At 72.4% G+C, this 16,289-nt stretch carries 9 protein-coding genes; 7 read left to right on the forward strand and 2 right to left on the reverse strand.

The genetic code is table 11. The features are described 5' to 3' along the window. The first annotated feature begins 243 nt into the window (after positions 1-243). Together smc and AB0P07_RS12380 are read left to right on the forward strand one after the other, a co-directional pair. The gene (gene smc, locus AB0P07_RS12375) at positions 244-3,807 is read left to right on the forward strand and encodes a chromosome segregation protein SMC (RefSeq protein WP_365548887.1); all 3,564 of its coding nucleotides are present in this window, start codon (positions 244-246) and stop codon (positions 3,805-3,807) included. 218 nt (positions 3,808-4,025) lie between these two features. Beyond that, a complete protein-coding gene (locus AB0P07_RS12380; protein WP_365548890.1) occupies positions 4,026-5,444 on the forward strand; it encodes a sugar porter family MFS transporter in 1,419 nt (472 codons plus the stop codon). Positions 5,445-5,643: 199 nt separating this feature from the next. On the opposite strand, the gene AB0P07_RS12385 is transcribed toward AB0P07_RS12380, so the two are convergent. Then, positions 5,644-7,095 (reverse strand): cytosine permease, encoded by a 1,452-nt coding sequence (locus AB0P07_RS12385; protein ID WP_365548893.1) that lies wholly within the window; start codon positions 7,093-7,095, stop codon positions 5,644-5,646. Between the two features lie 232 nt (positions 7,096-7,327). On the opposite strand from AB0P07_RS12385, the gene ftsY reads away from it, so the two are divergent. Next, positions 7,328-8,536 (forward strand): signal recognition particle-docking protein FtsY, encoded by a 1,209-nt coding sequence (gene ftsY, locus AB0P07_RS12390; RefSeq protein ID WP_164712782.1) that lies wholly within the window; start codon positions 7,328-7,330, stop codon positions 8,534-8,536. 359 nt (positions 8,537-8,895) lie between these two features. Here the strand turns inward: ftsY and AB0P07_RS12395 are convergent, their stop codons facing one another. Further along, positions 8,896-9,567, reverse strand: a complete 672-nt coding sequence (locus AB0P07_RS12395; protein WP_365548896.1) for a bifunctional DNA primase/polymerase — start codon at positions 9,565-9,567, stop codon at positions 8,896-8,898. A 445-nt stretch (positions 9,568-10,012) separates the two neighbouring features. Between AB0P07_RS12395 and AB0P07_RS12400 the strand changes: the two genes are divergently transcribed. The 4 genes from AB0P07_RS12400 to AB0P07_RS12415 all read left to right on the forward strand — a co-directional run bounded on the left by AB0P07_RS12400 (position 10,013) and on the right by AB0P07_RS12415 (position 16,082). Then, on the forward strand, positions 10,013-11,512 hold the full coding sequence (locus AB0P07_RS12400; RefSeq protein ID WP_365548899.1) for a hypothetical protein: 1,500 nt from the start codon (positions 10,013-10,015) through the stop codon (positions 11,510-11,512). 315 nt (positions 11,513-11,827) lie between these two features. Next, positions 11,828-13,174, forward strand: a complete 1,347-nt coding sequence (locus tag AB0P07_RS12405; RefSeq protein ID WP_365548902.1) for an ammonium transporter — start codon at positions 11,828-11,830, stop codon at positions 13,172-13,174. Continuing rightward, entirely contained in the window at positions 13,171-13,509 is a 339-nt protein-coding gene (locus AB0P07_RS12410) for a P-II family nitrogen regulator (RefSeq protein WP_030402312.1), read from the forward strand. The genes AB0P07_RS12405 and AB0P07_RS12410 overlap by 4 nt, the downstream gene beginning before the upstream one ends. Before the next feature lie 26 nt (positions 13,510-13,535). Further along, the gene (locus AB0P07_RS12415) at positions 13,536-16,082 is read left to right on the forward strand and encodes a [protein-PII] uridylyltransferase (protein ID WP_365548905.1); all 2,547 of its coding nucleotides are present in this window, start codon (positions 13,536-13,538) and stop codon (positions 16,080-16,082) included. Positions 16,083-16,289: the final 207 nt, after the last annotated feature.

The following is a 16,289-nucleotide window of genomic DNA, read 5'->3' on the forward strand; positions in this document are numbered from 1 at the left end:
CCGCTACAGGTGTCAGAGTCTGCAAGGGACGCTTCGGCGTCCCTTCTTTCTTTCCCGGCGCCCCCGTCCCTGTCTGGCCGCTCGCCCCGCCGTCTCCGTCGCCCCGCCGTCTCGCCCCGTCCCTGCCCCGCGCAACCTTTCACCCTCTTCAACGTCTGATGTGCCCTGCATGTTCACCGGTGAAACCGCGGTGGTTCACCGGTTCGTGGAGTGAGACAGACCCGAAAGGTAGAGTCCGACGGCGTGCACCTGAAGGCCCTGACCCTCCGCGGATTCAAGTCGTTCGCCTCGGCGACCACGCTCCGGTTCGAGCCGGGCATCACCTGTGTCGTCGGCCCGAACGGCTCGGGCAAGTCCAACGTCGTCGACGCGCTCAGCTGGGTCATGGGCGAACAGGGCGCCAAGTCGCTGCGCGGCGGCAAGATGGAGGACGTCATCTTCGCCGGTACCACCGGCCGCCCGCCGCTCGGCCGGGCCGAGGTGTCGCTGACCATCGACAACTCCGACGGGGCCCTGCCCATCGAGTACGCCGAGGTCACCATCACGCGGATCATGTTCCGCAACGGCGGCAGCGAGTACCAGATCAACGGCGACACCTGCCGCCTCCTCGACATCCAGGAACTGCTCTCCGACTCCGGCATCGGCCGCGAGATGCACGTCATCGTCGGCCAGGGCCAGCTCGACTCCGTCCTGCACGCCGACCCGATGGGCCGCCGCGCCTTCATCGAGGAGGCCGCCGGGGTCCTCAAACACCGCAAGCGCAAGGAGAAGGCGCTCAGGAAACTGGACGCGATGCAGGCCAACCTCGCGCGCGTGCAGGACCTCACCGACGAGCTGCGGCGCCAGCTCAAGCCCCTCGGCCGGCAGGCCGCCGTCGCCCGCCGGGCCGCCGTCATCCAGGCCGACCTCCGCGACGCCCGGCTCCGGCTCCTCGCCGACGACCTGGTCCGGATGCGCGAGGCGCTGCAGGCCGAGATCGCCGACGAGGCCGCGCTCAAGGAGCGCAAGGAGGCCGCCGAGCAGGAGCTGGGCCGGGCGCTGCGCCGCGAGGCGGACCTGGAGGACGAGGTGCGCCGGCTCACCCCGCGCCTCCGGCGCGCCCAGCAGACCTGGTACGAGCTGTCCCAGCTGGCCGAACGCGTGCGGGGCACGATCTCGCTCGCCGACGCGCGCGTGAAGAGCGCCACCTCGGCGCCGCCCGAGGAGCGCCGGGGCCGTGACCCGGAGGAGCTGGAGCGCGAGGCCGCCCGCGTCCGCGAGCAGGAGGCCGAACTCGAAGCGGCCCTGGAGGCGGCCGAACACGCCCTGGAGGACACGGTCGCCCACCGCGCCGACCTCGAACGCGAACTGGCCGTGGAGGAGCGCCGTCTCAAGGACGCCGCCCGCGCCATCGCCGACCGCCGCGAGGGCCTGGCCCGGCTGAGCGGTCAGGTCGGCGCCGCCCGCTCCCGAGCCGCCTCCGCCCAGGCCGAGATCGAACGGCTGGCCGAGGCCCGCGACACGTCGCGGGAGCGGGCCGCCGCCGCTCAGGAGGAGTACGAAACCCTCCGGGCCGAGGTCGACGGCCTCGACGCCGACGACCGGGAACTCGCCGAGCGCCACGAGGCCGCCAAGCGGCAGCTGGCCGAGGCGGAGGCCGCGCTGAGCACCGCCCGTGAGGCGGCCACCGCCGCGGAACGCGAGCGCGCCGCCACGCAGGCCCGCCACGAGGCCCTCGCGCTCGGCCTGCGCCGCAAGGACGGCACCGGCGCACTGCTCGCCGCCAAGGACCGGCTCACCGGACTGCTCGGCCCGGCCGCCGGGCTCCTCACCGTGACGCCGGGCCACGAGGCAGCCCTCGCCACCGCGTTCGGCACCGCCGCCGACGCCCTCGCGGTGACCTCCCCGGCGGCCGCCGCCGACGCCATCCGCCTGCTGCGCAAGCAGGACGCGGGCCGCGCCGCCCTGCTGCTCGCCGGCGCCCCCGACGCCGTACCGGACGAGACGCGCGACACGCGCGCGGACGGGTTGCCGTACGCCGCCGACCTGGTCCAGGGTTCCGCCGAGCTGATGCCCGCCGTACGGCGGCTGCTGCGGGGGATCGTCGTCGTCGCCACCCTGGAGGACGCCGAGGACCTCGTCTACGCACGCCCCGGGCTGACCGCCGTCACCGCCGAGGGGGACCTGCTGGGTGCCCACTTCGCGCAGGGCGGGTCTGCTGGGGCGCCCAGTCTCCTGGAGGTGCAGGCGTCCGTGGACCAGGCCGCCGCCGAGCTGGAGGAGCTGGGCGTGCGGTGCGAGGAACTGGCCGGGGCGCAGGAAGCGGCCGTCGCACGGCGCCGGGAGTGCGCCGCGCTCGTCGAGGAGCTGGGGGAGCGGCGCAGGGCCGCCGACCGCGAAAAGTCGTCCGTCGCCCAGCAGCTGGGCCGGCTCGCGGGACAGGCACGGGGCGCCGCCGACGAGGCGGAACGGTCCGCCGCCGCTGCCGCGAGGGCGCAGGAGGCGCTCGACACGGCGCTCATGGAGGTCGAGGAACTGGCGGAGCGACTGGCGGTGGCCGAGGAGATGCCGGTCGAGGAGGAGCCCGACACCGCCGCCCGCGACCGGCTGGCCGCCGACGGGGCCAATGCCCGTCAGACCGAGATGGAGGCCCGGCTGCAGGTCCGTACGCACGAGGAGCGGGTCAAGGGGCTCGCGGGGCGGGCCGACTCCCTCGACCGGGCCGCCCGCGCCGAACGCGAGGCACGCGCGCGTGCAGAACAGCGCAGGGCCAGGCTGCGGCACGAGGCCGCCGTCGCCGAGGCGGTCGCCACCGGCGCCCGGCAGCTGCTCGCCCACGTCGAGGTCTCCCTCACCCGCGCCGACGAGGAGCGCACCCTCGCCGAGGCCGCCAAGGCCCGCCGCGAACAGGAACTGACCGCCGCGCGCACCGCCGGACGCGACCTCAAGGCGGAGCTGGACAAGTTGACGGATTCAGTTCACCGGGGCGAGGTACTCGGCGCCGAGAAGCGGCTGCGCATCGAGCAGCTGGAGACCAAGGCGCTGGAGGAACTCGGTGTGGAACCGGCGGGGCTCGCGGCCGAGTACGGCCCCCATCAAGAGGTGCCGCCCTCGCCCCCCGCCGACGGTGAGGTGCTCCCGGAGGACCCGGACCACCCGCGCAACCGCCCGCGGCCGTTCGTCCGCGCCGAGCAGGAGAAGCGGCTGAAGGCCGCCGAGCGCGCCTACCAGCAGCTCGGCAAGGTCAACCCGCTGGCGCTGGAGGAGTTCGCGGCGCTGGAGGAGCGGCACCAGTTCCTCAGCGAGCAGCTGGAGGACCTGAAGAAGACCCGCGCCGACCTGCTCCAGGTCGTCAAGGAGGTCGACGAGCGCGTCGAGCAGGTCTTCACCGAGGCCTTCCGGGACACCGCCCGGGAGTTCGAGGGCGTCTTCGGCCGGCTCTTCCCGGGCGGCGAGGGACGGCTGATCCTGACCGACCCCGACAACATGCTCACCACGGGCGTGGACGTCGAGGCCCGGCCCCCGGGCAAGAAGGTCAAGCGGCTGTCGCTGCTCTCCGGCGGGGAGCGCTCACTGACCGCGGTGGCGATGCTGGTGTCGATCTTCAAGGCCCGCCCGAGCCCGTTCTACGTGATGGACGAGGTCGAGGCGGCCCTCGACGACACCAACCTGCAGCGGCTGATCCGGATCATGCAGGAGCTGCAGGAGGCCTCGCAGCTGATCGTGATCACGCACCAGAAGCGCACGATGGAGGTCGCCGACGCGCTCTACGGCGTGTCCATGCAGGGCGACGGTGTGTCGAAGGTCATCAGCCAGCGGTTGCGCTAGTCCGGGCACCCTCGATTCGAGGCCGCCCGACCACAGTTAACTTCAACTCTTGAACGAATAAACCTGCTCGGCACCCTCGAGATCACACCTCTCGCCCTATTGACTTCGAAACTTGAAGACATAGTCTCTGCAACGTTGCTTTTACCTTCAGGTCCCTTCAGTGGCACCTCGAAGGGCGAACCGCCCCGGCAGCGTTGCCGGCAGCCCGAGGAGTACGCGTGGCCAGCACATCGCAGGCATCCAGTCCAGGAGCCAGGACGGCTCACCCCGATCATCTCGGGCACGTCATCTTCATCGCGGCGGCGGCCGCGATGGGCGGTTTCCTGTTCGGTTACGACAGTTCCGTGATCAACGGCGCCGTCGAGGCCATCCGGGACCGTTATGACGTCGGCTCCGCGGTGCTGGCCCAGGTCATCGCCGTCGCGCTGATCGGCTGTGCCATCGGCGCCGCGACCGCCGGCCGGATCGCGGACCGCATCGGCCGCATCCGCTGCATGCAGATCGCGGCGGTCCTCTTCACCGTCAGCGCCGTCGGCTCCGCACTGCCCTTCGCGCTGTGGGACCTGGCCATGTGGCGCATCATCGGCGGCTTCGCCATCGGTATGGCCTCGGTGATCGGCCCCGCCTACATCGCCGAGGTCTCCCCGCCCGCCTACCGCGGCCGGCTCGGCTCCTTCCAGCAGGCCGCGATCGTCATCGGCATCGCCGTCTCCCAGCTGGTCAACTGGGGCCTGCTGAACGCCGCCGGCGGCGACCAGCGCGGTGAGCTGATGGGCCTGGAGGCCTGGCAGGTCATGCTCGGCGTCATGGTGATCCCGGCCGTCCTCTACGGCCTGCTGTCCTTCGCCATCCCCGAGTCCCCCCGCTTCCTGCTCTCCGTCGGCAAGCGCGAGCGCGCCAAGGAGATCCTGCAGGAGGTCGAGGGCAAGGACGTGGACTTCGACGCCCGCGTCGCCGAGATCGAGCACGCGATGCACCGCGAGGAGAAGTCCTCCTTCAAGGACCTGCTCGGCGGCAGCTTCTTCTTCAAGCCCATCGTCTGGATCGGCATCGGCCTGTCGGTCTTCCAGCAGTTCGTCGGCATCAACGTCGCGTTCTACTACTCCTCGACGCTGTGGCAGTCGGTCGGCGTCGACCCGACGCAGTCGTTCTTCTACTCGTTCACGACGTCGATCATCAACATCGTCGGCACCGTGATCGCGATGATCTTCGTGGACCGCATCGGCCGCAAGCCGCTCGCCCTGATCGGCTCCGTCGGTATGGTGATCGGCCTCGGGCTGGAGGCGTGGGCCTTCTCCTTCGACCTGGTCGACGGCAAGCTCCCGGCCACCCAGGGCTGGGTCGCCCTGATCGCAGCCCACGTCTTCGTCCTCTTCTTCGCCCTGTCGTGGGGTGTGGTCGTCTGGGTCTTCCTCGGCGAGATGTTCCCCAACCGCCTCCGCGCCGCCGCGCTGGGCGTCGCCGCCTCCGCGCAGTGGATCGCCAACTGGGCCATCACCGCGAGCTTCCCGTCGCTGGCCGACTGGAACCTCTCGGCCACCTATGTGATCTACACGGTCTTCGCCGCGCTCTCCATCCCCTTCGTGCTGAGGTTCGTGAAGGAGACCAAGGGCAAGGCCCTGGAGGAGATGGGCTGACACCCGCCCGCCCCGAACCCGGGGAGGAGGGCCAAGTCCCCGCTGCCCCCTCCCCGTACCGTCCGCCGCCCCGCCCGGTCGTTCTCCGGGCGGGGCGGCGGTGTGCCGGGGCATGTTCGGCAGGCGAGCGCGAGCGCGAGCGCCGACGCCCCCACTCCCGCGCGCGGCGTGCGGGAGCGGGGGCGTCGGCAGGCGTACGTCAGACGGTCACGGCCTCGGGCTGTTCGGCCCGCTCCGTGCGCGCCGCGGGGGCGACCGGCGCCGGCTTCGGCAGGACCGCGTACAGCAGACCGGAGATCACCACCGTGGCCACCCAGCCCAGGCCGTACTCGCCCACGAAGTTGTTCGTCGCGAGCGGGCCGGTGAACCAGTCGGACGTGGTGAACATCAGACCGGCGGCCAGGCCGATCGCCCAGGCGACGACGGCGGCGGGGGCGAAGCCGCCCCGGTACCAGTAGGCGCTGGTGCGCGAGGTGTCGGCCATCGCCTCGCCGTCGTACTCCCGCCCGCGCAGCATGTCCGCGCCGAAGACGCCGACCCAGGCGGAGAAGGCGACCGCGAGCAGCGACAGGAAGGCGATGAAGGAGCCCATGAAGCTGGTCGCCACCAGCATCAGCACGCCGCCGAAGACCAGCGAGATCACGGCGTTGACCGAGACCGCCCAGTGCCGCGGGACCTTGAAGCCCAGGGTCTGTGCGGTGAAGCCGGCCGAGTACATCGACATCGAGTTGATCAGCAGCATGCCGATCAGCGCGATCAGCAGGTAGGGCACCGCGATCCAGGTGGGCAGGATCTCGCCCAGGAAGGAGACCGGGTCGGCGGCCGAGGCGAGGTCCGGCGTGGAGACGGCCATGATCATGCCCATCAGGACCATGGGCAGGACGACGATGCCGGCGCCTCCGACCGTGACGCCCACGATCCCCTTCGAGGAGGCCGTACGCGGCAGATACCGCGTGAAGTCGGGCGCGGACGGGATCCAGCTGACGCCGCCGGCCGCGATCAGCCCGACGCCCGTGATCATCGCGGCCACCGAACCGGCGGACCGGTCGAAGACCGCGGACCAGTCCGTGTCGACGACCAGGTAGCCCAGCACCAGCACCGAGAAGGCGCCGAAGAGGTACGTCGCGTACTTGTTGCACTTCTGCACGGCGTTGATGCCCAGCCCTGAGATCGCGAACGTCGCCACGACGAAGGCCAGCAGCGTCACCATGTCCAGCACGCTGTTCGCGCGTATGCCGAAGACGATGTCCAGCACGGTGAGCACGGCATAGGCGCCGGTGACGGCGTTGATCGTCTCCCAGCCCCAGCGGGCGACCCAGATCAGCGAGCCGGGCAGCAGATTGCCCCGCTGCCCGAACACGGCACGGGACAGCGCCATGCCCGGAGCGCCGCCGCGCTTGCCGGCGATGCCGATCAGGCCCACCAGGCCGTACGACACGACGGGCGCCGCGGCCGCGACGACCAGGGCCTGCCAGAAGTTGAGGTGGTACGCCACGACGAGGCTCGCGCCCATCGTGAGCAGCAGCACGCTGATGTTGGCGCCGACCCAGGTCGGGAACAGCTCGCGGGTCCGGGCGGTGCGCTCGCGGTCGGGCACCTGCTCGATGCCACGGGTTTCCAGGGCGCCTTCGTTCTCGGCGGTCTTGCTCATGTGGGGGGTCCGTGCCTCGATCGTGGGGAAGAGGGGCCGGTCGGGACTCTACGCGCGTTGATGCGTCCTCCTCCATCGTACTTTGCTCCGACTCGTTCCTTCCGGGAACCTTTGTCCTTCGGGCGAAACCACAAGCGGCACCACAAGCGGCACCACAAGCGAAACCGCTAGCGAGACCACGAAGGGCCGACAGCGGGGGCCCGTGCCGGGGGTCGCGCATACTGGACCCGTTATGGAAATCGTCATCCTTGCTGTAGTCATCGCCGTGGTCGTGATCGGCGCGCTCGGCGGGCTGGTCGTCGGCAGCCGCCGCAAGAAGCAGCTGCCCCCGCCGCCCCCCGCCACGCCCGACATCACCGCACCTCCGGCCGAGCCGCACGTCGGCGAAGAGGCCGAGACGCCGCGCGACGAAACGCGCCGGACGATAGAGGAGGTCGACCTCCCGGACGGCGGCACCGCCACCGTCGAGGAGCCGCCCGTCGTCGAAGAGCTCGAGATCCCGCAGATCGAGGTTCCCGAGCCCACGGCCGGCCGACTGGTCAGGCTCCGCGCCCGCCTCTCCCGCTCGCAGAACGCCCTCGGCAAGGGCCTGCTGACCCTGCTGTCCCGGGAGCACCTCGACGACGACACCTGGGAGGAGATCGAGGACACGCTGCTCACCGCCGACGTCGGCGTGCAGCCCACCCAGGAGCTGGTCGAGCGGCTGCGCGAACGGGTGAAGGTGCTCGGCACCCGCACCCCCGAAGAGCTGCGCGGCCTGCTGCGCGAGGAGCTGATCAACCTCGTCGGCCCCGACATGGACCGCGAGGTCAAGACCGAGCCCGCCACCGGCAAGCCCGGCATCGTGATGGTCGTCGGGGTCAACGGCACCGGCAAGACCACCACCACCGGCAAGCTCGCCCGCGTCCTGGTGGCCGACGGCCGCAGCGTCGTCCTGGGTGCCGCCGACACCTTCCGTGCCGCCGCCGCCGACCAGCTGCAGACCTGGGGCGAGCGGGTCGGCGCGCACACCGTGCGCGGGCCGGAGGCCGGCGACCCGGCGTCCGTCGCCTTCGACGCGGTCAAGGAGGGCAAGGAGCTGGGCTCGGACGTCGTGCTCATCGACACCGCCGGCCGCCTGCACACCAAGACCGGCCTCATGGACGAGCTGGGCAAGGTCAAGCGCGTCGTGGAGAAGCACGCCCCGCTCGACGAGGTGCTGCTCGTGCTCGACGCCACCACCGGCCAGAACGGCCTGATCCAGGCCCGGGTCTTCGCCGAGGTCGTGGACATCACCGGCATCGTGCTCACCAAGCTGGACGGCACGGCCAAGGGCGGCATCGTGGTCGCCGTGCAGCGTGAGCTGGGCGTGCCGGTCAAGCTGATCGGGCTCGGAGAGGGTGCGGACGACCTGGCGCCGTTCGAGCCCGCGGCCTTCGTGGACGCCCTCATCGGCGAGTGACGCCGCGCCGTCTGCGGTGTCCCGCCTACGCGCGCATGCGAGAAGCGCCCGCCTCCCGGACCACCGGGGGGCGGGCGCTTCGCCGTGTGGTGCGGGCGGGGGGTGGTGAGGGGGGTGGCAAACGCTTCGCGGGGCGCGCCGGAGTGCGGCTGTACGTGCGCCGGGGCGCGGCCGACGGGCGGCTGCCGCGCAGGCGGGCCTCACGGCGGTGCGGGTGCGTGTTTCGGGTGCGTGTGGGCAGGGCCGCCCGTGTCCCGAGTGGCGGCCCACCAGGCGCGCCACGGCGCGCGAGGGGGAACGGAGGGGCCCCGGGGACGGGTGTGCTCGGCGTACGGGCGGGCGGCGTGCCGGGTGGGCGGTTACGCCCGGGACCGGTGGGCCACGTACGCCAGTGTCCCAAGGAGCAACCGGGCCGCCGGTGGCCTGGTGGCCGAGTCCAGGGCCGGAGGCCGCAGCCAGCGCACGGGACCGCGGCCGCCGCGGTCGGAGGGTGGGGCCGTGATGTACGTACCCGGGCCGAGGCCGCGCAGGTCGAGGGCGGACGGGTCGTCCCAGCCCATGCGGTACAGCATCCGGGGCAATTCGGCGGCGGCGCCCGGCGCGACGAAGAACTGGGCGCGGCCCTGCGGCGTCGCCGCGACCGGACCCAGCGGCAGGCCCATGCGCTCCAGCCGGGACAGCGCCCGCAGGCCGGCGGGCTCGGCCACCTCGATCACGTCGAAGGTGCGCCCGACCGTCAGCATCACCGCGGCGCCCGGATACCGCGCCCACGCCTGGCTCGCCTCGTCGAGCCTCGCTCCGGCGGCCACCTCGGGCGCGAAGTCCAGAGGATGCGCGCCCGGCGCCGGACAGTCGGGCAGGCCGCACGAGCAGGCGCCCGCGGCGGTCCGGGCGCCCGGGACCACGTCCCAGCCCCACAGCCCGGTGAACTCGGCCACGACCGTGCACTCCGAGGCGCGGCCGCGGCGGCGCGCGCCCGACCGGATCTCACGCATGCCCCGACTGCTGCCGATACCGATCGTGAAGCCCATGCCCCCTCCAACGGGTCCGACCCGGCGACGGTTACGCAGGGGACGTGAAACGTGACTCTCTGCTTCCAACTCCCCAGTCCGATGCCGCTCAGACGGCGTCCGGAAGCGCTCCGGGTGGTGTGTCCGACCGCGCACGCCCCGGTGTGCACCGTTGCGCCGACTTCCGGCTGGCTTATGTCAAGTGAATCGCGTCCCGGCCATCGTGAGTTCATTCGAAGGGGTGGCGAATGGTGGCGATTCCGCAATCGCCATGGTTGAACGAGTGATCGCGGGACTACTTTGTGTGCATGGAGCCTTGGGGCACATGCACTTGTGGGTATGCCGGAGGCAAGCCGGTCCTCCGTTCGAAGGGCGTCAACCACCGGACGGCAGGCCGCAATCACCGGCATTCTGATAGGGCTTGGCGCACTCGGCGACAGGTGGTCTCAGGGATGGGGGCGTTCCAGTGAGTGGCAACGGCGGAAGCGGTACGAGCGCGGGGAGCGCGTCGCACGCTGACAAGCGCCCGAACGAGCTGCTCACCTCCTGGTTCGCCCGCAGCGGCTGGTCCAAGGGCGAGCTGGCCCGCCAGGTCAACCGCCGGGCACGCCAGCTGGGCGCCAACCACATCTCCACCGACACCTCACGCGTGCGCCGCTGGCTCGACGGGGAGAATCCGCGCGAGCCGATCCCGCGGATCCTGTCCGAGCTGTTCTCCGAGCGTTTCGGCGTCGTCGTCTCCGTCGAGGACCTGGGCCTGCGTTCCACCCGCCCCACGCCCTCCGCGACCGGCGTCGACCTTCCCTGGACGGGCCCGCAGACCGTGGCCCTGCTCAGCGAGTTCTCGCGCAGCGACCTCATGCTGGCGCGGCGCGGCTTCCTCGGGAGCTCGCTGGCCCTCTCCGCGGGCCCGTCCCTCATCGAACCCATGCAGCGCTGGCTCGTCCCCACGCCCTCCGCCGGCCCGTCGGCCGAACGTGAGTCCGCCGCCCTCTCCTCCCGCGCGCGCGGCCGCCTGTCCAGACCGGAGCTGGAGCTGCTCGAGTCCACGGCCGTCATGTTCCGCCGCTGGGACGCCCAGTGCGGTGGCGGCCTGCGCCGCAAGGCCGTGGTCGGCCAGCTGCACGAGGTCACCGACCTGCTCCAGGAACCCCAGACCGAGACCACCCGCGCCAAGCTCTTCAAGGTCGCCGCCGAGCTGGCCGAGCTGGCCGGCTGGATGTCGTACGACGTGGGGCTCCAGCCCACCGCCCAGAAGTACTTCGTGCTCGCCCTGCACGCCGCCAAGGAGGCGGGGGACCGGCCGCTGGGCTCGTACATCCTCTCCAGCATGAGCCGCCAGATGATCCACCTCGGCCGGCCCGACGACGCCCTGGAGCTGGTCCACCTCGCGCAGTACGGCAGCCGCGACTGCGCCGGCCCCCGCACCCAGTCGATGCTGTACGCGATGGAGGCCCGCGCCTACGCCAACATGGGGCAGCCCGGCCGCACCAAGCGCGCGGTGCGGATGGCGGAGGACATCTTCGCCGAGGCCGACGAGTGGGACGAGCCGGACCCCGACTGGATCCGCTTCTTCTCCGAGGCCGAGCTGTACGGCGAGAACAGCCACTCCTTCCGCGACCTCGCCTACGTGGCGGGCCGCAGCCCCGCCTACGCCTCCCTCGCCGACCCGCTGATGCGCCGGGCCGTGGAGCTGTTCGCCAAGGACGAGGAGCACCAGCGTTCCTACGCGCTCAACCTGATCGGCATGGCCACCGTGCACCTGCTGCGCCGCGAACCCGAGGAGAGCGCCGTTCTGGCCAAGGAGGCCATGGGCATCGCCAAGAAGGTCCGCTCCGAACGCGTCAACACGCGCATCCGCAAAACCGTCGACACGGCCGTACGCGATTTCGGCGACCTCGGCGAGGTCGTCGACCTCACCGAACGGCTCGCCGTCGAGTTGCCGGAGACCGCCGAAGCGGTCTGAACCCCCACCAGCCCCGGCCGCGGCCGGCCCTCCCGAACTGCCCGACTCGGCTCCCCCATGCCAGGTCATTCGGAGGCCGCCGCGGCCGGTTCACGTACCGGTGCGGACCGTCCCGGCACCACGCGACCCCACCCGTCCGCACCCGGCCGTTCACCCACGCGTAACACGCACCGCGCCTTCGTCACGGCGGCGAAACAACGAGGGGCCTCCACCGAAACCGCGCTGCGCCAATCTCATGGCGCATAACCGGCCCACCCCTCACCACCCGCCCAGGCTTCGCCCGCACGGGGCCGTACCAACGACGAGGAGACGCCGATGGCTCCAGCCATCACGCTCGCGGCAGAGACCGAGCTCTCCGCAGCCAACACCGGCTTCATGCTCATCTGCTCCGCCCTGGTGATGCTCATGACGCCCGCCCTGGCCTTCTTCTACGGAGGCATGGTCCGTGTCAAGAGCACCCTGAACATGCTGATGATGAGCTTCATCAGCCTCGGCATCGTCACCGTCCTGTGGGTGCTCTACGGCTTCTCCATGGCGTTCGGCACCGACTCCGGCAGCCTCGTCGGCTGGAACTCCGACTGGGTGGGCCTGAGCAACATCGGCCTGACCGAGCTGTGGGACGGCTACACCATCCCCGTCTTCGTGTTCCTGGTCTTCCAGCTGATGTTCGCCGTCCTCACCCCGGCCCTGATCAGCGGCGCCCTCGCGGACCGCGTGAAGTTCACGGCCTGGGCGCTGTTCATCGCCCTGTGGGTCACGATCGTCTACTTCCCCGTCGCCCACTGGGTCTGGGGCGCCGGCGGCTGGGCCTTCGAACTGGGCGTGATCGACTTCGCGGGCGGCACGGCCGTGCACATCAACGCCGGTGCCGCCGCACTCGGCGTGATCCTCGTCATCGGCAAGCGGGTCGGCTTCAAGAAGGACCCGATGCGCCCGCACAGCCTGCCGCTGGTCATGCTCGGCGCCGGACTGCTCTGGTTCGGCTGGTTCGGCTTCAACGCCGGCTCGTGGCTCGGCAACGACGACGGCGTCGGCGCGCTGATGTTCGTCAACACCCAGGTCGCCACCGGCGCAGCCGTCCTCGGCTGGCTCGCCTACGAGAAGATCCGGCACGGCGCCTTCACCACCCTCGGCGCGGCCTCCGGCGCCGTCTCCGGCCTGGTCGCCATCACCCCGGCCGGCGGCGCCGTCTCCCCGCTCGGCGCGATCGCCGTCGGCCTGATCGCCGGCGTGGTGTGCGCCATGGCCGTCGGGCTGAAGTACAGGTTCGGCTACGACGACTCCCTCGACGTGGTCGGCGTCCACATGGTCGGCGGCATCCTCGGCTCGCTGCTCGTCGGCTTCTTCGCCAGCGGCAAGGGCCAGTCCGACGTCCAGGGCCTCTTCTACGGCGGCGGTCTCGACCAGTTCTGGAAGCAGTGCGCGGGCGTCTTCGGCGTCCTCGCCTACTCCCTGGTGGTCTCCGCGGTCCTCGCCTTCCTGCTGGACAAGACGATCGGCATGCGAGTGTCGGAGGACGTCGAGGTGGCCGGCATCGACCAGGCCGAGCACGCCGAGACCGCATACGACTTCAGCGGCGCCGGCGGCGGTGCCGCCCGGACGACCGCCACGCCGGCCGCCTCCACGGCCGGGTCGGCCCCGAGCAAGAAGGTGGACGCATGAAGCTCATCACCGCCGTCGTCAAGCCGCACCGGCTCGACGAGATCAAGGAGGCCCTCCAGGCCTTCGGGGTCCACGGCCTGACCGTCACCGAGGCCAGCGGTTACGGCCGCCAGCGCGGACACACCGAGGTCTACCGGGGTGCCGAGTACACCGTCGACCTCGTGCCCAAGATCCGCATCGAGGTCCTGGCCGAGGACGACGACGCCGAGCAACTGATCGACGTCGTGGTCAAGGCGGCCCGCACCGGCAAGATCGGCGACGGCAAGGTCTGGGCGGTCCCGGTCGACACGGCCGTACGGGTCAGGACCGGCGAGCGCGGACCCGACGCGCTCTGACACCACCGAAGAACAGGAGTCGCCGGGTGACGAGTACGGACGTGACCGAAGAAAAAGAAGGCTCGGAACCCGGCGGCTACGCGGCGGCCCGGCTGCGCCTCCTCACCGAGGGGGCGCGGTCCGGGCCGCCGCGCCGCAGGGCGCTGGCCGAACTGACCGACGACTGGCTGGCGGGCCTCTTCGGCGCGGCCACCGGGGGACACACGGGCGTCTCGCTCGTCGCGGTCGGCGGCTACGGGCGCGGCGAGCTGTCCCCGCGCAGCGACCTGGACCTGCTCCTGCTGCACGACGGCCGCGACGACAAGGCCGTCGCCGCGCTCGCCGACCGCCTCTGGTACCCGGTCTGGGACCTGGGCCTCGACCTCGACCACTCCGTGCGCACCACGCAGCAGGCCCGCAAGACGGCGGGCGAGGACCTGAAGGTCCAGCTCGGTCTCCTGGACGCCCGCCACCTCGCCGGAGACCTCGGCCTGACCTCCGCCCTGCGCACCGCCGTCCTCGCCGACTGGCGCAACCAGGCCCCCAAACGCCTCCCCGAACTCCGGGACCTGTGCGCCGAGCGCGCCGAACGCCAGGGCGAGCTGCGGTTCCTCCTGGAACCCGACCTCAAGGAGGCCAGGGGCGGCCTGCGCGACGCCACCGCCCTGCGCGCCGTCGCCGCCTCCTGGCTCGCCGACGCCCCGCGCGAGGGCCTCGCCGACGCCCGGCGCCGACTGCTCGACGTACGCGACGCCCTCCACCTGGCGACGGGCCGGGCCACCGACCGGCTGGCCCTGCAGGAACAGGACGAGGTGGCGGCCGGCCTGGGCCTGCTGGACGCCGACGCCCTGCTGCGGCAGGTGTACGAAGCGGCCCGCGTCATCTCCTACGCGGGCGACGTCACCTGGCGCGAAGTGGGGCGCGTGCTGCGCTCGCGGTCCGTACGGCCGAGGCTGCGGGCCATGATGAGCGGAAGGAACGGCGGGAAACCGGCCGCCGAACGCTCCCCGCTCGCCGAGGGCGTCGTGGAGCAGGACGGCGAGGTGGTGCTCGCCCGCACCGCGCGCCCCGAACGCGATGCCGTACTCCCGCTGCGCGCCGCGGCCGCCGCCGCGCAGGCCGGCCTCCCGCTCTCCCTGCACGCCGTACGGCGCCTGGCGGCCACCGCGCGCCCCCTGCCCACGCCCTGGCCCGCCGAGGCGCGTGAGCAACTGGTGACCCTGCTCGGTTCGGGGCGCCCCACGGTGCAGGTCTGGGAGGCGCTGGAGGCCGAGGGCCTGGTCACGCGGCTGCTGCCCGACTGGGAGCGGGTCCGCTGCCGCCCGCAGCGCAACGCCGTGCACCTGTGGACCGTCGACCGGCACCTGATCGAGACGGCCGTCCGCGCCGCCGGGTTCGCCCGTCGGGTGCACCGCCCCGACCTGTTGCTGGTCGCCGCGCTGCTGCACGACATCGGCAAGGGCTGGCCCGGCGACCACTCCGTGGCCGGCGAGACCATCGCCCGGGACGTCGCCGCCCGCATCGGCTTCGACCGTGCGGACACGGCCGTCCTGGCCACCCTCGTACGCCACCACCTCCTGCTCGTGGAGACCGCCACCCGGCGCGACCTCGACGACCCGGCCACCGTGCGCGCCGTCGCCGACGCGGTCGGTACGGAGCGCACGCTGGAACTGCTGCACGCACTGACCGAGGCGGACGCACTGGCCACCGGGCCGGCCGCCTGGTCGTCCTGGCGCGGGTCCCTCGTCGCCGACCTCGTGAAGCGGGTCGCCGGGGTGCTGGCCGGGGAGCCGGCGGCCGAGGCCGAGGCCGCCGCGCCCACCGCCGAGCACGAGCGGCTCGCGGTCGAAGCCTTCCGCACCGGCGGTCCGGTCCTGGCACTGCGGGCCCAGACCGAGCCGCCGGCCGATCCGGCCCAACCGTCCGGTCTGTCCGGTCTGTCCGGTCCGTCCGGTCCGGCGGACGCGTCCGGGCGCGGTTCGGGTGATCCCGGGGCGGTCGATCCGGCCGGCACCGTCCCCGAACCGCTCGGCGTGGAGCTTCTGATCGCCGTACCCGACCAGGCGGGGGTGCTCCCCGCGGTGGCCGGCGTCCTGGCCCTGCACCGCCTGACCGTCCGCACGGCCGAGCTGCGGTCCCTTCCGCTGCCGGACGGCGTCGACGGCTCCGTCCTGCTCCTCGACTGGCGGGTCGCCGCCCAGTACGGCTCCCTGCCCCAGGCCGCCCGGCTCCGTGCCGACCTGGTCAGGGCCCTGGACGGCACGCTGGACATCGCCGGACGCCTGGCCGAACGGGACGCCGCCCACCCCCGGCGCCGGGGCGTGGAGCCGCCCCCGCCCCGCGTGACCGTCGCCCCGGCCGCCTCCCGGCTGGCCACGGTGATCGAGGTCCGCGCCCAGGACGCGCCGGGGCTGCTGTTCCGGCTGGGGCGCGCACTGGAGGCGACAGGGGTGCGGGTGCGGAGCGCGCACGTGTCGACGCTGGGGGCGAACGCGGTGGACGCGTTCTACGTGACGCGGGGCGAGGGGGTGCCGTTGCCGGGGGAGGAGGCGACGTCCGTCGCGCGGGAGGTGGAGGAGTCGCTGCGGGCGTGACCTTGTGGTCGCCTCGTGCGTTGACCGGATGTGTTCCCCGCACATGCGGGGATGGCGCGCCCGCTCAGCAGGTGCTGAAGATGGTCAAGGCATGCTCCCCGCACCCGCGGGGTTCCGTCCCCGCCCGCTGTGTGCCACGGGCGGGGACGAGTTGCTTGTCGGGGCGGATACCCTGGAGGGCAGCCCGAATCTTCCCCGACTCCGAGG

Source organism: Streptomyces sp. NPDC085944 (genome assembly GCF_040686295.1).
GTDB lineage: Bacteria > Actinomycetota > Actinomycetes > Streptomycetales > Streptomycetaceae > Streptomyces > Streptomyces salinarius.

Bases quoted from the DNA above. Each gene is read 5' to 3' on its own strand.
- ftsY (WP_164712782.1), top strand. From the start codon at position 7,328: ATGGAAATCGTCATCCTTGCTGTAGTCATCGCCGTGGTCGTGATCGGC.
- AB0P07_RS12410 (WP_030402312.1), top strand. From the start codon at position 13,171: ATGAAGCTCATCACCGCCGTCGTCAAGCCGCACCGGCTCGACGAGATC.
- AB0P07_RS12385 (WP_365548893.1), bottom strand. From the start codon at position 7,095: ATGAGCAAGACCGCCGAGAACGAAGGCGCCCTGGAAACCCGTGGCATC.
- AB0P07_RS12405 (WP_365548902.1), top strand. From the start codon at position 11,828: ATGGCTCCAGCCATCACGCTCGCGGCAGAGACCGAGCTCTCCGCAGCC.
- AB0P07_RS12395 (WP_365548896.1), bottom strand. From the start codon at position 9,567: ATGGGCTTCACGATCGGTATCGGCAGCAGTCGGGGCATGCGTGAGATC.